Source organism: Streptomyces sp. NPDC007896, assembly GCF_042959425.1.
In the GTDB taxonomy this organism is placed as follows: Bacteria; Actinomycetota; Actinomycetes; order Streptomycetales; family Streptomycetaceae; genus Streptomyces.
Genome location: NZ_JBIBKX010000001.1, coordinates 1660308 through 1679785 on the forward strand (window position 1 = coordinate 1660308; position 19478 = coordinate 1679785).

At 70.9% G+C, this 19478-nt stretch carries 13 protein-coding genes and 1 other RNA gene; 3 read left to right on the forward strand and 11 right to left on the reverse strand.

All coding sequences use genetic code 11. From position 1 onward, the window contains the following. Complete coding sequence (locus tag ACFZDJ_RS07330; RefSeq protein WP_391056710.1) at window positions 1-2934, forward strand: glycoside hydrolase family 3 C-terminal domain-containing protein; 2934 nt, start codon at window positions 1-3, stop codon at window positions 2932-2934. 6 nt (window positions 2935-2940) lie between these two features. On the opposite strand, the gene ACFZDJ_RS07335 is transcribed toward ACFZDJ_RS07330, so the two are convergent. From ACFZDJ_RS07335 to ftsE, 7 genes are all read right to left on the reverse strand, one after another. Continuing rightward, a complete protein-coding gene (locus ACFZDJ_RS07335) occupies window positions 2941-4344 on the reverse strand; it encodes a hypothetical protein (RefSeq protein ID WP_391056713.1) in 1404 nt (467 codons plus the stop codon). 75 nt (window positions 4345-4419) lie between these two features. After that, entirely contained in the window at window positions 4420-5163 is a 744-nt protein-coding gene (locus ACFZDJ_RS07340) for a hypothetical protein (protein WP_391056716.1), read from the reverse strand. A gap of 277 nt (window positions 5164-5440) precedes the next feature. Then, window positions 5441-5829, reverse strand: a transfer-messenger RNA (tmRNA) gene (gene ssrA / locus ACFZDJ_RS07345). 105 nt (window positions 5830-5934) lie between these two features. Next, a complete protein-coding gene (gene smpB / locus ACFZDJ_RS07350) occupies window positions 5935-6477 on the reverse strand; it encodes an SsrA-binding protein SmpB (protein ID WP_054229635.1) in 543 nt (180 codons plus the stop codon). Between the two features lie 69 nt (window positions 6478-6546). Further along, a complete protein-coding gene (locus ACFZDJ_RS07355) occupies window positions 6547-7713 on the reverse strand; it encodes a S41 family peptidase (RefSeq protein ID WP_390926777.1) in 1167 nt (388 codons plus the stop codon). A 67-nt stretch (window positions 7714-7780) separates the two neighbouring features. After that, a complete protein-coding gene (ftsX, locus tag ACFZDJ_RS07360; protein WP_384910846.1) occupies window positions 7781-8698 on the reverse strand; it encodes a permease-like cell division protein FtsX in 918 nt (305 codons plus the stop codon). A gap of 31 nt (window positions 8699-8729) precedes the next feature. Then, window positions 8730-9419: a cell division ATP-binding protein FtsE gene (gene ftsE / locus ACFZDJ_RS07365; RefSeq protein WP_067379910.1), complete on the reverse strand. Its 690-nt coding sequence runs from the start codon at window positions 9417-9419 to the stop codon at window positions 8730-8732. Window positions 9420-9811: 392 nt separating this feature from the next. Here ftsE and ACFZDJ_RS07370 point away from each other — a divergent pair, with 392 nt between their 5' ends. Then, on the forward strand, window positions 9812-10003 hold the full coding sequence (locus tag ACFZDJ_RS07370; protein WP_121415978.1) for a hypothetical protein: 192 nt from the start codon (window positions 9812-9814) through the stop codon (window positions 10001-10003). Window positions 10004-10165: 162 nt separating this feature from the next. Here ACFZDJ_RS07370 and ACFZDJ_RS07375 read toward each other — a convergent pair whose 3' ends face one another. The 4 genes from ACFZDJ_RS07375 to ACFZDJ_RS07390 all read right to left on the reverse strand — a co-directional run bounded on the left by ACFZDJ_RS07375 (window position 10166) and on the right by ACFZDJ_RS07390 (window position 15554). Continuing rightward, a complete protein-coding gene (locus ACFZDJ_RS07375) occupies window positions 10166-10786 on the reverse strand; it encodes an LPXTG cell wall anchor domain-containing protein (RefSeq protein ID WP_391056719.1) in 621 nt (206 codons plus the stop codon). A gap of 311 nt (window positions 10787-11097) precedes the next feature. Further along, entirely contained in the window at window positions 11098-12204 is a 1107-nt protein-coding gene (gene prfB, locus ACFZDJ_RS07380) for a peptide chain release factor 2 (RefSeq protein WP_054229629.1), read from the reverse strand. 206 nt (window positions 12205-12410) lie between these two features. Then, entirely contained in the window at window positions 12411-13652 is a 1242-nt protein-coding gene (locus ACFZDJ_RS07385) for a serine/threonine-protein kinase (RefSeq protein ID WP_384910838.1), read from the reverse strand. Between the two features lie 147 nt (window positions 13653-13799). Continuing rightward, a complete protein-coding gene (locus ACFZDJ_RS07390) occupies window positions 13800-15554 on the reverse strand; it encodes a protein kinase (RefSeq protein WP_390926773.1) in 1755 nt (584 codons plus the stop codon). Between the two features lie 478 nt (window positions 15555-16032). On the opposite strand from ACFZDJ_RS07390, the gene ACFZDJ_RS07395 reads away from it, so the two are divergent. Further along, window positions 16033-19461, forward strand: coding sequence for an FHA domain-containing protein (locus tag ACFZDJ_RS07395; protein ID WP_391056907.1), 3429 nt, complete (start codon window positions 16033-16035; stop codon window positions 19459-19461). Window positions 19462-19478 lie beyond the last annotated feature (17 nt).

Genomic DNA, 19478 nt, shown 5'->3' on the forward strand with positions numbered 1-19478 from the left:
ATGAGGAAAGGCAAGAGAAGCAGAGGAAGCGGGAGAAGACAGCGGGCCTCCCTCGTCCTGGCGTTCGCGCTGACCGCCGGTCTGACAGCCACCGTTCCGGCGGGGGCGGACGACCCCGCGTACGCCTTCCGCAACCCCCGCCTCCCCGTCACCGAACGAGTGAACGACCTGCTCGGGAGGCTGACCCTCGACGAGAAGGTCTCCCTCCTCCACCAGTACGAACCCGCGATCCCCCGCCTCGGCATCCAGTCCTTCCGCACCGGCACCGAGGCCCTGCACGGCGTCGCCTGGCTCGGCAGGGCGACCGTCTTCCCCCAGGCGATCGGCCTCGCCTCCACCTGGGACCCGGCACTGATCCAGCAGGTCGGCTCGGCGGTCGGCGACGAGGCGCGCGGCTTCCAGCGGGAACGCCCCGACGGATGGGGCCTCAATCTGTGGGCGCCCGTGGTCAACCTGCTGCGCGACCCGCGCTGGGGACGCAACGAGGAGGGCTACTCCGAGGACCCGTACCTCACCGGTTCGATCTCCACGGCGTACGGCGAGGGCCTGACCGGCGGCGACCCCGACCACCTCAAGACGGCTCCCACCCTCAAGCACTACCTCGCCAACAACAACGAGGTGAACCGCGCGACCACGTCCTCCGACCTGCGCCCACGCGTCCAGCACGAGTATGACGAGGCGGCCTTCAAACCGGCCGTCGAGGCGGACGCGACGACGGGCGTGATGGCGTCGTACAACCTGGTCAACGGCCGCCCCGACACGGTGAACCCGGACCTGGACGACGTCGTGCGGACGTGGACCTCCCGAGATCTCCTGAACGTCACCGACGCCTTCGCCCCGGGCAACCTGCTCCCCAGCACCCAGAACTACTACGACACCCTCGCCGAGGGCGACGCGGCGGCGCTCAAGGCGGGCATCGACAGCTTCACGGACAACAACGGCGACTCGACCCCGACGACCACGGCCGTCACGTCGGCCCTGACCTCCGGCCTGTTGAAGGAGTCGGACGTCGACACGGCCGTCTCCCACATCCTCGCCGTCCGCGTCCGGCTCGGCGAGTTCGACCCGAACGGCGGCACATACGGCTCGATCGACCAGTCCGTGATCAACAGCCCGGCCCACCAGAAGCTGGCCCGCAAGGCGGCGGCGGAGAGCGCGGTCCTGCTCAAGAACAACGGCGTACTGCCCCTGAAGACCTCGGCGAAGAACGTGGCCGTGGTCGGACCGCTCGCCGACACCCTCTATACGGACTGGTACTCGGGCACACTGCCGTACGCGGTCACGCCCGCCGACGGCATCGCCACGAAGCTGGGTACCCCGGTGGGGAGCAGCGAGGGCGTCGACCGCATCGCGCTGAAGGACACGGCGACGGGGAAGTACGTGACGGCGGGGGCGTCTCAGGCCGGTGGAGCCCTGAAGGAGAGCACCGAGACAGGGGTGGCGGCCCAGTTCGACGCGTTCGACTGGGGCTCCGGCATCGTGACCCTGCGCTCGGCCGCCAACGGCAAGTACGTCGGATACAACTGGTCGAACTTCGTCAACGACCAGGTCCAGCCGAACGGTTGGTACGTCCAGCAGCAGTTCAAGCTGGAGCAGCAGGACGACGGCACGTACCTGCTCCGGTACGCCGGATACGAGACCACCGAGTCCTGGTGGTCGAACCCGGTCTACCTCGGCCCGACGGGCCCCGACGGCACCCTGGGCCTGGTCGAGAAGTCGGGGGCCGCCCACTACTCCAAGGACGTCGTCCGCAGCGGTGTGGACGAGGCGGTCGCCGCGGTGAAGGGCAAGGACACGGCGGTCGTCGTGGTCGGCTCGATGCCGTCGATCAACGGCCGGGAGAACCACGACCGTACCGACATGGGCCTGGCCCCGTCACAGGAGTCCCTGGTCAGGGCGGTGCGCGCGGCCAACCCGAAGACGGTCGTGATCGTGGAGAACAGCTACCCGACCACTCTCGGCGCCCTCCAGAAGGAGGTCCCGGCCCTCCTGTGGACCACCCACGCGGGCCAGGAGACGGGCAACGCGCTCGCCGACGTCCTCTACGGCGACACGAACCCGGCGGGCCGCCTCACCCAGACCTGGTACCGGTCGATGCCGGACCTCCCCTCGATCCTCGACTACGACATCATCAAGTCCGACCGCACGTACCAGTACTTCCAGGGGCAGCCGCTCTACCCGTTCGGCTACGGCCTGTCGTACACGACGTTCCGCTACGGGGCGCTGAAGCACGTCTTGGGCGGCTACGAGGTGGCGGTCACGAACACGGGCGAGCGGGCGGGCGACGAGGTCGTACAGCTCTACACCCACCAGCGGGCATCGAGGGACAAGCAGCCCCTGAAGCAGCTGAAGGCGTACGCGAGGGTGTCCTTGAAGCCGGGCGAGACGAAGACCGTCCGGCTGAAGGTCCATGCGAAGGACCTCGCGCACTGGGACGTCACCCGCTCGAAGTGGGTGGTGGAGAGCGGCACGTACGACGTCCTGGTCGGCGCCTCGTCCTCGGACATCCGCTCCCGGACGTCATGGACGGTGCGGGGCGAGACGATCCCGCCCCGGGACCTCACGAAGATGACGCGCGCCGAGAACTTCGACGACTACTCGCCCGCCTCCGTCCGTCTGGTCGACGAGTCGAAGGCGCGCGGGACGGCGGTGGGCGCGACGGCCGACGGGGCCTGGCTGAGGTTCGCGGATGCCCAACTGGGTTCTGGCGCGTCCGAGTTCAGCGCACGCGTCGCCGGTTCGTCCGGCACGGTCGAGGTCCGGCTGGGCTCGCCGACCGGCCCGCTCGTCGGCACCGCTCGTACGGACGGCACGGCATCCCCGTACGACTACACGACGGTGACCACCGCCCTCTCCGGCGCGGCGAAGGGGCGTACGGGCGTGTACCTGGTGCTGAGCGGGGGTGTGCGGCTGTCCACGTTCACCCTGCGCTGAGGCGGGTCAGCCGGCCTCGATCAGGTGATCCACGTCGGAGACGTGATACTCGCCGTACCCGAAGCGCTCGCCGATCGCCTCGTACCGGTCGTACTGCTCCTGCGTGAGTCGCACGGACAGCGCGTTCAGGACGCGGAGGAACAACCGGAACCCGAGATCGGGATCGATCCGGGTGACCACGTGTTCCAGCGCGTCCATGACGTCCGTAGCGGGAACGGGATGCCAGTGGGGGCTGATGACCTTGTCCACCACCGCGGGTGCTGTCTCCCGGACTTCCCGCAGCACCGTGTCGGCGAGTTCGGTGCGGGCGGGCGCCACAACGGGTGTGTACGCGGGGGCGGCCTCCCTCAGCCGCTCCCGGCACACGTCCGCGATCAGCCGAAGCCAGTCCCGGCCGTCGGTACTCCCTGGCCTGTCCGAGGCGCCGGCCCACAGGGCGGTGACCGCGGCGTCGGGCAGTGCGGACCGCAGCAGCCGGAGCGCGTCCTCCAGGAGGACGGCCGCCCCGGAGCCCGGGGTCTGCCCGATGCCGTCGCCCTCGGCTGCCTTCCGGAGCTCCTCCCGGTTTGCACACCAGTCCTGATGTGCCTGCCCGGCGAGGTGGGAGAGCCCGAAGTCCCAGGTGGCATCGCGGCGGGCGGTGTCGATGGGCGGCCACGCGACGTCGAGACCGAAGTCGATGAGCGGAGCGGCGTGGCCGAACCTCTCACCGAGCGCTTGGAACCGGTCGTAGCGCGCCTTTTCGATCCGCACGGAGTGCACCTTCAGCGCGCGGAGGAAGAGCCGGAAGCCGAGATCGGGATGCACGCGGGCGGCCACCTCTTCGAGGGCCGACAGGGTGTCGGGGGAAGGGAGGGGGCCGGGGGAAGGGAGGGGGCCTGCCGACTGCTCGCGACAGGACCGTATCTCCGCGACGACGTCGTCACGCACCTCGTCGGCCGCCGGCCGCCAGGCGCCCCACCACGAGGAAGGTGCTGGGCGCCGCCCGGGGACTTTCCGGGGCGGGCGTGCGGCGCAGGTCTCGTCGATGCGCCGCAGCCAGTCACGGGCGCTCATGCCGTGCGCCGCGGGATCCCACGCGTCCCCGGCGGCCGCTCGCCATACGGCCCGGATCGCCTCGTCCGCCAGCGGGGACTCGACGAGCCCGCGCACGTCCTCGCGCAGCTCCTCGGCGTACCCCCACTCGTCGTGGCTGGTGTCATAGCCGAGGATGCTCCGCTCATCCGCGCTGAGATGGTCGACGCTGCCCACAGGACACTCACGGTCGTACGCGTCGAGTTTCGCCGTCACGAGCCCCAGTGCCGCGCCGGTGTTCTGCGGAGCGGGTGAGAGGGTGAACGCCTCGGTCAGCCCACTGAGCCCGAAGTCTGCGTCGTAGTCCACGTAGTACGGCTCTTGCCGTCCCGTCACAGTCGTCCCCTCCACCCTTTCAGGCCTCTCACGGCACACACGAAACGCACTTCACCGGTCGCGTCCAACGGACTTTCACACCTCCCGGTCCCCCTGCCAGGTGACCGACGTCATGGCGGCCGGACCACCGTTCGCCAGACCTTTGTAGGTCACCTTCCGGGCAGGGCCGAGCTCGCGCGCGACACGTCTGGCCAGCTCCGTCCCTTCGTGGAACAGCCGCTCCCACTCGTCGTCGTACTTGCCGTCCTCCCGGTCCCGCAGGTCCAGGTTCACCGTGGTGTCGATGCTCTTCGCCCACGTGTACAGATCGGCCACCAGTTCCTCGGACAGATGAAGACCGCCCACGGGACCGTCCGGCGCGAAGTCTCCGAATCCCTCCGCGCGGAGCGGATACCACTTGAACTCGCCTTCGACCACGATGTGGAGCGGGTGCGGGGGCTCGCCGTGCTCGTCGAGGGCCCAGTCCAGGCGTCCGCATCCCCAGCACACGAACTTCGCCCTGGCCTGCCTCTCGTCCCAGTACCGCACCACCCATGCGGAGCCCAGGTGTCTCGCCACCGCCTGGGCGACCTCCAGGCCCCGTTCGACGTGCCTCCGCCTGTGCCGACGGGACGGGAAACCGTCCGCCGGGCGGGACGACGACCAGGAACGCAGCGCATCCGCCAAGTCCGCCGGGAGGAGCAGCCCGTCATCGTTCAGCGGGGTGTTACGGGTGAAGGCGCCCGGGTCCTCGTAAGTCTCGGGACCCTCCGGCTCGTACAACGGAGACGGCTCGCCCCTGGCGCGGACGAGCAGGTGCCGGCGTTCGTTGTCGATCACGATGGACGGCCAACCATGTGACGATGCACTCCGTTCAGAGAAAGGACTCATCACCCACGAGGCACCGAAATCGAATGCGGTGAAGCGCTCCACCGGGTGTCACCTCCTTATGTGCCACGGTCACGTCCGCGAGCGCGAACCGCGGGCTGGTGGTGGCGCAGAACCGGGGCCCGGCAGGGTCGGCGCGTCGGTCGCCGGGCATGACAAAGGCCCCACCGCTCGAAAGCGACGGGGCCTTTGCCCACATGGGATGTGGAGGTCCGGGAGGACCTCCTGATCGTGGAGATGGCGGGAATCGAACCCGCGTCCACCGGTGCAGAATCAGGGCTTCTCCGTGTGCAGTTCGCTGCGATTTTCTCGGCCCCGGTGATCACGCGAACAAGTCGCCGACGGGCCCAGTCACTGTTTGATTTCCCATCGAACCCCGTGACCGGGCTCGATGGTTTAGTTCCCTAGATTATGCCAGGGTCCGGGTCGGGAACACCCCCGGGCTGACACCCATTAAGGGTCCTTCACTCACTGCTTATTAGGCAGCGAGGGCGAAGGACTGGGAATCGCTCTTGGAATTGGCGATTATTGGTTGCGACATATGGTTAACGAGATCATTGTCGCTTCCTCGACACGCTTCCCCTGCTTCGACAGCCGCTGTCGAAACCGATCATCCCCATGTTGTTTTTTCAAGCCCCTCCGAGGAGGGTTGCGCACCCGCTGTGAGGTGCAGATCCCATCGTACGTGACCAACGCACGTCGATGCCACCGTATTCCCCGTGGCTACTCGCCCCGCTGCTTCCGCTTCGCCGCCGCGATCGCGCGGTCCGACTCCCGGCGGTCCTGCTTCTCGCGCAGGGTCTGCCGCTTGTCGTACTCCTTCTTGCCGCGGGCGAGCGCGATCTCGGCCTTGGCCCGGCCGTCCTTGAAGTACAGGGCGAGGGGCACGATCGTGTGACCCGTCTCCTCCGACTTCGACGCCAGCTTGTCGATCTCCTCGCGGTGCAGGAGCAGCTTGCGCTTGCGACGCACCGTGTGGTTGGTCCAGGTGCCCTGGCTGTACTCGGGAATGTGGGCGTTGTGCAGCCACGCCTCGTTCCCGTCGATCTGGACGAAGCCGTCGGTCAGCGAGGCGCGTCCCTGGCGCAGCGACTTCACCTCGGTGCCGGTGAGCACGAGCCCGGCCTCGTAGGTGTCGATGATCGCGTAGTCGTGCCGTGCCTTCTTGTTCTGCGCGACGATCTTGCGCTTGCCGTCCTTGGCCTTCGCGGCCCCTCCGCCCTGCTTGGGCTGGGACTCCTTCGGTACGTACATTCCCTTACTCATAGTGCTGCCATTTTCGCACTACAGGGGGGTCCGGGGGAAAGCCGATTACAAGAGCACCGAGCGCGGCGACTACGAAGGGTCGCCGAGACCGCTCAGTACGGTCTCCGCCCGCTCCAGGGCCTCCGCGTCCACCTCCAGGTCGGGGGTGATGCCCCGCCCGTCGACGGCGTGCCCGGCGGGGGTGCGGTAGTGGCCGACGGTCAGCTCGGCGACGGAGCCGTCGGGCAGCCGGCTCGGCATCTGGATCGAGCCCTTGCCGAAGGTCCTGGAGCCCACGACGACCGCACGGCCGCGATCCTGGAGGGCTCCGGTGAGCAGTTCGGCCGCGCTCATCGTGCCGCCGTCGACGAGCGCGACCAGGGGTCTGGTGGTGTCGCCGCCGGGGTCGGCGTGCAGGGAGCGCTGCGCGCCGTTGACGTCGTAGGTGGCGACGAGGCCGCCGTCGAGGAAGGCGGAGGCGGCGGTGACGGCCTCGGTGACCAGTCCGCCGGAGTTGCCGCGCAGGTCGAGGACGATCCCGGCGTGCTCGGGGGCCTGCTCGACGGCGTTCCGTACGGCGTCGCCGACGCCCTTGGTGAAGGCGGCGACCTTGATCACGGTGACGCCGCCGGGAAGCCTGTGGACGGTCAGGGAGTCCGTGGACAGCCTCGCCCGGCGCAGCGTCCGGCTCCACGCGCGCGTGCCGCGCTCCAGGCCGAGGGAGACCTTCGTACCGGCGGCGGCGTCGTCCGCGTCCCCGCGCAGTAACGAGACGACCTCGGTGACCGGCCGGCCGTCCACCTTCTCGCCGTCGACGCTGCGCAGCCGGTCGCCCGTACGGATCCCGGCGGCGGCAGCGGGCGAGCCGCTCTGCACCCGGGTCACCTCGATACGGCCGTCACGCCCGCGCCGGGCCCACAGCCCCACGCCCGTGTACTGGCCGTCGAGGGCCTCCTCGAACTCCTCGTACTCGCCCTGGGAGTAGACGGCGCCCCAGCGGTCCCCGCTGCGGCTGACGGCCCGCTCCGCGGCCTCCATGGGGGACTTGCCGTCGGCCATCGCCTCGGCGGCGGCGTCGGTGACCGTCTCGCGGTGGGCCGCCGAGGTCGAACGCGCCGAAGGAGGCGCGGTTTTCCGGTCGGGATCACCGAAGGACCCGGTCGCGGCCCCCGCGACGAGGACACTCGCGAAAAGCAATGTCAGGGCGGCCCCGCGGCCTGCGCGGCGGGGCTGGCAGAACAGGTCTCGGCCTGACATGGCGGTGAGTCTAGGACAACGCAAAGGGCCGTACCGCCGGTTGGCAGTACGGCCCCCTTGGCATGCGTCACACCTTCAGGTACTTGCGCAACGCGAAGAACGCCGCAAGCGCGGGCATCAGCAGACTCGTCGCGAGGATGAGCGGCAGCTTGGTAAACACGGCGTCCCAGCCGATGAAGTTGATCAGATTCAGCTTCTGGGACAGCGCGAGGCCGTGATCGATGATGAAGTACCGCGCGACCAAGAGGAATCCGCAGGCGACACCTCCGCCGATCAGTCCGGCGACCGCGGCCTCCATGATGAACGGCGCCTGGATGTAGAACCCGGAGGCGCCCACGAGCCGCATGATGCCGGTTTCCCTGCGCCGGCTGAACGCCGAGACGCGCACCGTGTTGACGATCAGCATCAGGGCGACGACGAGCATCATCGCCATGACCGCGCGCGCGGCCCAGTTCATGCCGTTGAGCAGCCCGAAGAGGTTGTCCAGGATGCCCTTCTGGTCCTGCACGGACTGCACGCCGTCACGGCCGTCGAAGGCGGTCGCGATGACCTGGTACTTCTGCGGGTCCTTCAGCTTGATGCGGTACGACTCCTGCATCTGGTCCGGCGTGAGGGAGCTGGCCAGCGGGGAGTCGCCGAACTGCTCCTTGTAGTGCTTGTACGCCTGGTCCGCCGACTCGTACGCGACCTTCTCGACCACGGTCATCTTCTTGAGGTCGCTGAGGATCTGGTCCTTCTGCTCGGTGGTCACGGCCCCCTTGGCGCAGTGGGGGTCGGACTCCGCGTCACTCTTGTTGCAGAGGAAGATCGAGACGTTGACCTTGTCGTACCAGTAGCCCTTCATGGTGCTCACCTGGTCGCTCATCAGCAGCGAACCGCCGAACAGGGCGAGGGAGAGGGCGACCGAGACGACGACCGCGAAGGTCATGGTCAGATTGCGACGGAGACCGACACCGATCTCCGACAGAACGAACTGGGCGCGCATGGCGTCTGCTAAGCCTTTCCGTGGACCGTCGTCAGTGCTGGTAGCCGTAGACGCCGCGCGCCTGGTCGCGGACGAGGCGGCCCTGCTCCAGCTCGATGACGCGCTTGCGCATCTGGTCCACGATGTTCTGGTCGTGCGTCGCCATCAGCACGGTGGTGCCCGTCCGGTTGATGCGGTCGAGCAGCTTCATGATGCCGACGGAGGTCTGCGGGTCGAGGTTGCCGGTCGGCTCGTCCGCGATGAGGAGCTTGGGCCGGTTCACGAAGGCTCTCGCGATGGCCACACGCTGCTGCTCACCACCGGACAGCTCCCCGGGCATCCGGTCCTCCTTGCCGCCGAGCCCGACGAGGTCGAGCACCTGGGGCACGGACTTGCGGATCTCGCCGCGGGACTTGCCGATGACCTCCTGCGCGAAGGCTACGTTCTCGGAGACCGTCTTGTTCGGCAGCAGGCGGAAGTCCTGGAAAACGGTTCCCAGCTGGCGGCGCATCTGCGGCACCTTCCAGTTGGAGAGGCGCGCGAGGTCCTTGCCCAGAACGTGCACCTGGCCTTGGCTGGTCCGCTCCTCGCGGAGGATCAGCCGCAGGAAGGTGGACTTTCCGGAGCCGGAGGATCCCACGAGGAACACGAACTCACCACGCTCGACCTCCAGGGTGACATCCCTGAGAGCGGGGCGGGTCTGCTTGGGGTAGACCTTGGAGACACTGTCGAATCGGATCACGGATGCACCACGGGTCGCCGGGGGTAGGTGAGCGTGACCATACGCGAACCGGGTGCACGAGCGCAGTCGCCGGTCAGGGTTGCGCGGGGGTTGTGCGGTGCTTGTGCGTTTTTGTGCAGGTCTTTTGCGCGGCCCTTTTGTACGGGCCTTTGTACGGGCACCCCGTAGGGGCGCGAGGAGCTGCGCGCCCGGCCCCCACCGGTCGGCGGCCGCGATCCCGACGCCGGCCGCCCCTCCGGAAGCGCCCGTTTCCCCGCCTAACCCGCGGAGCACAGGGCAGGATAAGGCGAGCCGCGCCGTTTCCCGCGGAACCTGGCACAGTGGAAGGGGAACGGTTGCGTTCCCCGCAGCGTTATGTAGACGGCGGAGGACGGCGCAAGGAGGGCAAGCGCATGACGTACGACCGATTGGTGTGCGCGAACTGCGCGGCGCCCGTCAGCGAGGGCCGCTGCCCGGTCTGCCGCGCGAACCGGGAGCGGTTGCAGCAGGAGAGCCCCTTCGCGGGGCTGAACCCGATGGCGCTGATCGCGCTGCTCGCCGTGCTGATCGCGGCGATGGCACTGCTGGCGCACCAGACGGTATGAGTCTCGTGAGAGCGGCGGTGTGACCACAGTCACCCTCTGAGGCGATCGCTATGGCGGTCACCATCTGAGGCGGTCACCTTTTGAAGCATCCTTGATGTGTCTGACGCGAGAGGGGCCCGGAGCAAGCTGCTCCGGGCCCCTCTTGTGCTGCGATCAGCTGCGTCAGGCAGCGGCGCCGCGGCCGTTCGCGAGGCGCGGCAGCAGACGGAAGCCGATACCGCCCGCGATCATCGTGGCGGCACCGACCAGCAGGAACGTGGTCTCGGCGGCACCCGTCTCGGCCAGCTGCCCCTTCTTGCCCTGGGCGGAGGTGTCGGACGAGGTGTTCGCGCCGGTGTCGGTCAGGCCGGAGGAACCCTTGCCCTGCTCGACGGGCTTGGAGCCGCCGTCGGGGTTGCTGTCATTGCCACCGGTGCCGGTGCCGGAACCGTCCGTCGGGCTGTCCGTCGGGTCGGTGGGCTCGGTGGGGTTCTCGGTGGGGTCGGTGGGCTCGTCCGTCGGCGGCGTGGTGGTCGGCGTGGCCGGGCCGGTCGGCGTGCTCGGGATGGTGGGCGTACCCGGGTCCGTCGGCGTGCCCGGGTCCGTCGTCGGGTCGGTCGGGGTGGTGGGCGGGTCGGTCGGAATGCCCGTGACGGTCGGGGTGGCGCTCGGGTCTCCGTCGACCGTGACACCGACGTTGATGTCGAGAGCCGAGGCGGCACCCGCGGCAGTCAGCGAAGCACCGGCGGCGATCACCACACCGGCTGCTATGCGTGCCACGCGGATCCGCGTCTTCTTGGTCATTTGTTTGCTACCCCCAGTAGCTGATCGTCAATGGAGCAGCGCCCGGGGCCACGGCGTCACAGGTGGCTCTCAGCCCCCCGGTTCACATGCGCCCCAGAGATACGCATGCCACGCGCCACCATTCCCAGTTTTCACAGCAACGTCAAGGTCGTTGCGTACGCGATGTCCGGATCAATGACATTTGCCTGCCGTGCGGACATGTGACTGTGACGTAAAACCCAGAATTCCCCCACACAAAAGGCAACTGCCGCCCGATGGGCGGCAGTTGCCTTGTCGACAAAGAGGCATCGAGGTGATGTTGATACCTCGAACTACTTCTCCTGCTGCTTGCGCCAGCGAATTCCGGCCTCGATGAATCCGTCGATCTCCCCGCCGAAAACGGCCTCGGGGTTACCGACTTCGAACTCGGTCCGCAGATCCTTGACCATCTGGTAGGGGTGCAGGACGTACGAACGCATCTGGTTTCCCCAGGAGTTGCCGCCGTCGCCCTTGAGGGCGTTCATCTTGGCCTGCTCCTCCTGGCGGCGCCGCTCGAGCAGCTTGGCCTGGAGCACGTTCATGGCGCTCGCCTTGTTCTGGATCTGCGACCGCTCGTTCTGGCAGGAGACGACGATGCCGGTGGGGAGGTGGGTGAGGCGCACTGCGGAGTCGGTGGTGTTGACGCCCTGGCCGCCCGGGCCGGACGACCGGTACACGTCGACGCGCAGCTCGGACTCGTCGATCTCGATGTGATCGGTCTGCTCGACGACGGGCAGGATCTCGACACCCGCGAAGGACGTCTGGCGGCGCCCCTGGTTGTCGAACGGCGAGATGCGCACGAGGCGGTGGGTGCCCTGCTCCACGGACAGCGTTCCGTACGCGTACGGGACGTGGACGGCGAAGGTGGTGGACTTGATGCCCGCCTCTTCCGCGTACGAGGTCTCGTAGAGCTCGGTCTTGTATCCGTGGCGCTCGGCCCAGCGCAGGTACATGCGCTGGAGCTTCTCGGCGAAGTCGGAGGCGTCGACGCCGCCGGCCTCGGCACGGATGGTGACGACGGCCTCACGGGAGTCGTACTCCCCGGAGAGCAGCGTCCGGACTTCCATCTCGTCCAGGGCCTTCTTGACGGCGACGAGCTCGGACTCGGCCTCGGCACGGGTGTCCGGGTCGTCCTCCTCCTCGGCCATCTCGAAGAGCACGCTCAGATCGTCGATACGCCCGCGCAGCGCCTCGGCCTTCCTGACCTCCGCCTGGAGGTGGCTCAGCTTGCTGGTGATCTTCTGCGCCTCGTCCGGGTCGTCCCACAGGGACGGCGCGGCCGCCTGCTCCTCGAGCACGGCGACATCTGCCCTCAGCTTGTCGAGGTCCAGGACGGCCTCGATCGACTCCATGGTCGAGGAGAGGGACTTGAGCTCTTCGGATACATCGACGACTGCCACGCCTCCAGCGTAACGGCTGCCGCAAGCGAGGCTTGCCCCTCGCCCGACGGGGGCGACGCAAGCCCTCCCCGGGGGCTCCCGGCCCGGGGCTCGGGGCGAAGCCCCCGCCCCCAGGGGCGCGGGGAACTGCGCGACCAGCCCCCACCCACCCGCAGCCAGACGAAACAACCCGGGGTCGGGGGCGGAGCCCCGGGTCGGAGTGGGGGCTAGGGAGACGCCGGGGCCGAGTTCTTCGTGTCGTGCGGTGTCGCGCCCGCGTCGTCACCCGACGTGGCCAGCCACGTACCGACCCCCACCGCGGCGACAAGAACGACCCCCGCCACCCCCAACGTGATCCGACGTCGCCGCGCCGACGCCCGGTGCCGAGCCGACCCCGGCCGAGGCGCCCCCGCCGCCCGCGGCACCCGAGCCGTCCCGCGCGCCCCACCCGCCAGCTCGTCCGGCCCCGGCACCCGCATCGACGTATGCGTGTCCCGGTTGGAGTCCGGCGCAGCCCCCGGCACCAACGGCACCGCCCCCCGCCGCGCGCGCGAGGCCGGCGCCGTCGGCTCCGCCGTCTCGCCCGCCTCGGGGGCGTCCTCCGCCGACTCCCCGTCCGGTTCGTCGACGTCCAGCGGCGGCATGCCCGCCAGCAAGGGCAGCTGCTCCCGCAGCCGCGCCCCCAGCTCGGACGCCCGCAACCGCGACGCCGGCGCCTTGGCCAGGCACTGCACGAGCAGCTGCCACAGCTCCTCGGGGATACCGGGGAGGGGTACGACGGTCTCCGTCACGTGCCGCCGCAGTACCGCACCGGGATGCCCGCCCCCGAAGGGCGTGAACCCGGCGAGGAGCTCGTACAGCACCGTCGCCAAGGCGTAGATGTCGACGGCGGCCCGCGGCGGCAGCCCCTCGATGATCTCGGGGGCGAGATAGTCCGGCGTCCCGATGATCTTCGTGGCCCGGGTCCGCCGCGGCGAGTCGATGAGTTTGGCCACACCGAAGTCCGTGAGCAGCGCGGGGTGCGAGCCCCCCGGGCCCAGCGGACCCTGCATGTCCAGCAGCACGTTCTCCGGCTTCACGTCCCGGTGCACGACCCCGGCCGCGTGCGCCGCCGCCAGCCCGTCCGCGACGTCGGCCACGATCGCGACCGCGGCCTCGGGCGCCAGCCGCCGTTCCCGGTCGAGCCGGGTGCGCAGATCCGTGCCCCGTACGAGGTCCATGACGAGTGCGAGGTCATTGCCGTCGACGACGAGGTCCCGTACCGCCACGACGTGCGGGTGATCGAGCCCGAGCAGAGCCGTGCGCTCCTGTACGAAGCGGCCCACCAGCTCCTGGTCGGACGCGAGGTCCTCGCGCAGCAGCTTGATGGCGACGGGCCCCTCAGGTCCCTCGCCGAGCCACACCGTGCCGGCGCTGCCCCGCCCCAGAATCTGGTGGGCGGTGTACCGGCTGCCGATCTTCCGTGCCAAGACTGCTCCTACTGACGCGTGTTGCCGCTAAAAGTACGCGTCCGAAGAGCCAACCTTCACTCCGGAGACGGAAATCACCCGTCAGATGTCGACAAATCCCCAGAGTCGCGAGGGATTCACCGGGAATCAAAAGGGAATCGGCGGGAGCTAATTACCGGAACCGCCGAGATCCCCGATCCACTTGGTGGCGGTGTTGAACCCGTCCTTCAGCACACCCCAGTACCCCTTGGTCGTCCCGATCCAATGCTGGAGCGGGCTGAACTCCCAGACCAGCCAGCCGGCGACGAACAGGATGACGATCGTGAACAGGCAGCCCTTGAGGCAGCCGAGTCCCGGGATCTTCATCGGGTTGGCGCTGCGCTGCCGCGGCTCGCGCGACTGCCGGGGCGCCGGCGCCTCGGGCTGCTGCGGCGGGGGCGCGTACCGCTGAGGCTGCTGCTGGGGCGCGGGGGCGTACCCCTGCGGCTGCTGCTGCCGCTGGCGGCGCTGCGGCTGTTGCTGCTGGGGCGCGTACTGCTGTGGCTGTTGCTGCGCGTACTGCTGCGGCTGTTGCTGCTGCGGATACCCGTATCCGGGCGGCGGCTGCTGGCCCTGCGGCGGGCGCTGCTGTTGCTGGGGTCGCGCGACCTGTCGCTGGGGACGGCGGCGCAGCGGGTCCTGGTCGGGGTCGAGGTACTGGACCTGGGTCTGCTCGTTGCGGTCCCGGGCCGCGCGCAGCTGGTTCTGCCAGGGGTGCGGGTCCTCGCCCTGCCCCGGCTGTCCCTGCTGTCCGCCCGGCTGGTGCTGGGGCACCGGCGGCATGACGGCGGTCGGGTCGGCCGCGCCGCGGTGCGGCAGTACGGCGGTGGGGTCGGCGGCACCGGGCATGCCGGGGGCGCCGGTGTGCGGCAGGACGCTGGTCGCGCCGTTCGGGTCGTAGGCCCCCGGGGCGCCGTGCGGCAGCACCTGCGTGGGGTCGGCCGCACCGGGTACGCCCGGCACCGCGGCCGGCGCCGGGTCGGGGGCGAGCAGCGCGCCCACGCCCTCCGCGGCGGCGATCTGTGCGGAGTTGGCGTGTACACCGATGCCCTGGGCGACGGTGCGCAGCCCGCGGGCGAGGTTCTCGGCGCTGGGCCGCTCGTCCGGGTTCTTGCGCAGGCAGCGCTCTATGACGGTCCACAGGGGGTCCGGGACCGTGGAGGGGCGGCGCGGCTCGGCGCTCAGGTGCTGGTGCAGCACTTCGAGGGCGGACTCGCCGGCGAACGGGGGACGCCCGGTGACCAGCTCGTACATCAGGATGCCCGCGCCGTAGATGTCGACGGCGGACGTCTGCGGGCGCCCCTCGGCGGACTCCGGCGCGACATACGCGGGCGTGCCGACGAACTCGTGGGTCCGGGTGAGGCCCGGGGAGTCGGCGAGCCGGGCGATGCCGAAGTCGGTGAGCATCGGGTGCATCTGGCCGCCGTCCTGCTTGAGCAGGACGTTCGCGGGCTTCAGGTCGCGGTGCACGACGCCGTCGGCGTGGCTGGCGGCGAGCGCGTCGGCGACCTGGGCGGTGAGCAGGGCGGCGGCGACGGGCGAGAACGGGCCGTTCTCGCGCAGGTAGCGGTGGAGGTCGGGGCCGTCGACCAGGTCCATGACCAGGGCGAGCAGGTCGCCCTCGACGACGAGGTCCCGTACCCGCACGATGTTCGGGTGGGTCAGGCGCAGCAGGACGGAGCGCTCCCGGAGGAACCGCATCACGATGTCCGCGTCGTTGGCGAGCTCTTCCTTGAGGACCTTGATCGCCACGGTCTCGCCGGGCTGGCCGGCGACGGCCGCCTCGGCGCCCGCGGTCTCCCTCTGGCGGGCTCGCCAGACGGTGCCTGTGGCGCCGCGCCCAAGCGGCTCCTCAAGGAGGTACTTGCTCCCTACCGGCCGCACGTCATGCGCTCCCTGTTGCTTGCTTGCCTGGTCCGTCCGCCGTCGTCAACGTGCTGCGGCGGTTTCCGCCCCACTGTAGTGCCGAGACACCTGGCACCGGACTGTCGTCTTCCTGTGCCTTCCACTGCTTCCCATAAGCGCCTGTGTTTCGCATAAGCGCTTACGTACGCGGTCCCGTACATGTTCGATGGAAAGACGCTCGCATGCGGCTGTTGGTTGCCGAACGGCGCCCGCGGGGGCGACGTGACCGATCTCAAGCGGGCACCGGTCGGGCACTGGTCAGGCACTTTTACGGGCAGAGCCGACCAATCAAGATCACTTGCCGGTGGGTGGCGGGCGTGTTGTCAGTGACAGGTGCGAGGATGCCTTCAGTACTGGCCGACGTGCCCGTGTGCGGTGGGGGAATCTGCGGTGGGGGGACCGCGGCACTGCCTCGCCCTCCTCGCGGGTGCCTGCGCGGAAGGGACCGCTGGCGGCGATGCAGATCCGGCTGACCGTCGTAGACCCGCTGGGCTCTCCCTCGGAGCCGCGGGGGCGGGCCGCGGCCTGCGATGTGCTGGTCACCGCTCCCGCCGGGACGGCGTTGGCAGCGGTGGCGACAGGTCTGGCCTCGGCGGTCGGCGGTGAGGGCGCGGGCCAGCACGACCGCGGTCGCGAGCTCGGCGGAGGTCCCGTCGTGCTGTACGCGGGCGCCGAGCGCCTCGACGGCCAGCGCTGCACGCTGGGCGAGCCGCCCCTGACGGACGGCGCCGTGCTGTCCCTGGGCTCCCCCGCCGAACCCGGTCCCGACGTGGACGGGGTCGCGGCCCGGCTCCATGTCGTCGCGGGCCCCGACGCGGGCGGCGTCCATCTGCTGCACGGCGGCCGGATCGACATCGGCCGCTCCGCCGACGCGGACGTCCCGCTGGACGACCCCGACGTCTCCCGCCTGCACTGCGCGGTCACGGTCACTCCCGAGGGCCGCGTCTCGGTCGCCGACCTGGGCTCCACGAACGGCACGACGCTGGACGGCACCCACGTCGGCACCCGCCCGGTCCGCTTCGGGCAGGGCGCGCTCCTGCGCGTCGGCGAGTCCGCCCTGCGACTGGCTCCGCCCGGTGGCGCGGATCCGGTGGGCACGACGCCCGACGGGGAGGGCCACGTCAGGGTCACCACCCCGACCGGTACGGCCGCCCGCCCGAAGCCGCCCACCGGCCCCGGCCCCTCGTCGTCCTCCACCGCTCCCGCGGCCCCCGCCGGTCCTTCCGCTCCTGTCGTGCCCCACGCGCGCGTGGGGGGCGGCTCCGGTGCCGGCGCGCTGCCCGTGCCGCCCGTCGGTGACACACATCACGGCTTCGGATCGGCGGAGTGGGGGGCCGCGGGTGGCGTCCCCGGAGCGCAGGAGCACGGCCCGGTCGTGCCCGAGCAGGGCCGGGCGCCCCGGATCGAGAGCCGTGCGCCCCGGATCGAGGGCGGGCCCGCGCGGCCGTCCGGCTCCGGCACGTCGGCGGGCGAAGCCGCGCCCCGAGCCGCGGCCGGCCCCGAGCCGGGCACCCGCAAAGGCACCCCCACGCGGGGCACCGACGTACCGCCCGGTGTGCGCAAGCGGGGCGGGTTCGGCGCGTGGGCGCGTCGGCTGGCCGGCGGCCGGGACGAGCTGCCGGGCACCGGACCGGGGGATCCGTACGACACGGACGGGGATGACGGGGCGGCGGAGTTCCTGACGGCCTCCCTGCCCCCGCAGGCCCCGGAGAGCTGGCCCGATCCCGCGACGCTGCTGCTCACCGCGCTGGGTCCGGGACCGCGGCTGTGGGAGCGCGGCCCGGGCCACCCGGAGACGCTGACGGTGCGGCTGGGGACGGCGGACCGGGCGGCGCCCGACGGTTCGGGGCTGGTACCGGCGGTGCCGGTGACCGCGGGCCTGCGGGAGATCGGCTCACTGGGCCTGGCGGGGCCGCGGGCGCGGCTGGCCGGGCTGGCCCGCTCGGTGGTCGCCCAGCTCGCCGCGCTGCACTCCCCCGATGCCCTCGACATCGTCCTGATCAGCGCGGACCGCTCCCGCACGGTGGAGGAGCGCACCGCCGAGTGGTCCTGGCTCGGCTGGCTCCCGCATCTGCGCCCCACCCACGGCCAGGACTGCCGTCTCCTCCTCGCCTACGACCGTGAACAGGCGACGGCCCGCACGGACGAGCTCCTGCGCCGCCTGGAGGACCAGCTGACGGAAACGGGCGGCGCCCGGGGTGCGTACGACAAGGCCGATCGCGTCCCCGTGGACGCGCGGGGCGGCGCACGGCGCCCGTCCTGGGCCCGCGACGAGGACCCGACGGGCGGGGACCGGGACTTCGAGGGGCCGTTCACCGTGCTCGTCGTGGACGGGGACCCCGGAGGCGCCGACGTACGGGAGGCGGTGCTGCGGCTGACGCACGAGGGCGCGCGGGCAGGCATACATGTGGTGTGTCTGGCCGAGACCGTGTCCGCGTCGCCCGCGTCCCCGGTGACGGAGACGTACGAGGCGGCCTGCGAAGCGTCACCGGCGTTCCGGGAGTGCGGAGCGGTCGCGCTGCTCAGCGGGGACGTGGCGACGGCGTTGCGGCTGATGCGGGTGGGATCCGAGGGACCCGTGGGGCACGGCACGGTCGCCGCGGTGGACGCGGTGTCACTGGCCTGGGCGGAGCGTTTCGCCCGCGCCCTCGCCCCCCTCCGTACGGACGGGGCGCATGCCGACCGCCACGCGCGCGTGTCCGCGCCGCTCCCTCAAGCGGCCCGCCTGCTGGACGAGTTGGGGCTGGCCCGGGCCACCCCTGCGTCGCTCATGGCCCGTTGGGCGGACGCGGCGGACGACACGGAAGCGCTCGGCGGCCGCGGCCGGGCCGTCCTCGGCGCCGGGCCGCGCGGCCCGGTCGCGGTGGACCTCCCCGCCGAGGGCCCGCACCTGCTGATCGAGGGCCCGCCCGGCAGCGGTCGTACGGAGCTGCTCCGCGCGATCGCCGCGTCCCTGGCCGCCGCGGAGCGCCCCGACCGGCTCGGGATCGTGCTGATGGACGGTCGGGACAGCACCGGGGGCCACGGCGCGGGCCAAGGAGCGGAGGGGCTGCGGGTCTGTACGGACCTGCCCCATGTCACCACCCACCTCACCGCCAACGACCCCGTACGGATGCGGGAGTTCGCCCAGTCGCTCAGCGCCGAGCTGAAGCGGCGGGCCGAGCTTCTGGGCCGGCTCGGCTTCGCGGAGTGGCACACGCGCGGCGAGGTGTCGGGCCGGATGGTCGCCCAGCGCACGCCCAAACCCACCCCGGGAGCGAAGCCCGGCCCGGCCTCTCCCTCCGCCTCCGGCGCCGCGGATCTCGACGCGCCCCCCAGTTCGACCCTGCGGCTGCGCCCGGCGGCTGCCCGCGAACGGACGGATCCGGGCCCCCCGTTGGCCCGTCTCGTCGTCATCATCGACGACCTGGACGCGCTGCTCTCCCCCGCGCTGGGTTCCCCGGGACGGCCGGCGGCCGGTTCGGTCGTACGGGCTCTGGAGGCCGTCGCCCGCGAGGGTGACCGCCTCGGTGTGCACCTGGTGGCGGCCGCCGCGGACGACGGCCGCACGGCGACCACCGAACTGGGCCGCGCCGCCTCGCTCCGTATCTCCCTCGACCCGGTGTCCCCCGGCGCGGACGAACCCGCCCCCGGCCGGGGCCGCCTGTCCACTCCCGACGGTCGCCTCACGCCCTTCCAGGCCGGCCGGGTCACGGGCCGCATCCCCCGCACGGCCACCCTCCGCCCCACGGTCGTCCCCCTCGAATGGCACCGCATGGGCGACCCCCCGGCCCGCCGCCCCGTCCGCGAACTCGGCAACGGCCCCACGGACCTGGCCCTGCTGGCCAGCGCGCTGGAGCGGGCGGCGAGGTCGGTGGCGGCGGTGGAGATGCCGTCGTTGCTGTAGGTCTTCGACGGCCGTAC

Excerpts from the sequence above, each read along its gene's own strand:
- ACFZDJ_RS07330 (WP_391056710.1), top strand. The coding sequence starts at position 1 with ATGAGGAAAGGCAAGAGAAGCAGAGGAAGCGGGAGAAGACAGCGGGCC.
- smpB (WP_054229635.1), bottom strand. The coding sequence starts at position 6,477 with ATGAGTAAGGGAATGTACGTACCGAAGGAGTCCCAGCCCAAGCAGGGC.
- ACFZDJ_RS07355 (WP_390926777.1), bottom strand. The coding sequence starts at position 7,713 with ATGTCAGGCCGAGACCTGTTCTGCCAGCCCCGCCGCGCAGGCCGCGGG.
- ftsX (WP_384910846.1), bottom strand. The coding sequence starts at position 8,698 with ATGCGCGCCCAGTTCGTTCTGTCGGAGATCGGTGTCGGTCTCCGTCGC.
- ACFZDJ_RS07370 (WP_121415978.1), top strand. The coding sequence starts at position 9,812 with ATGACGTACGACCGATTGGTGTGCGCGAACTGCGCGGCGCCCGTCAGC.
- ACFZDJ_RS07375 (WP_391056719.1), bottom strand. The coding sequence starts at position 10,786 with ATGACCAAGAAGACGCGGATCCGCGTGGCACGCATAGCAGCCGGTGTG.
- ACFZDJ_RS07395 (WP_391056907.1), top strand. The coding sequence starts at position 16,033 with ATGCAGATCCGGCTGACCGTCGTAGACCCGCTGGGCTCTCCCTCGGAG.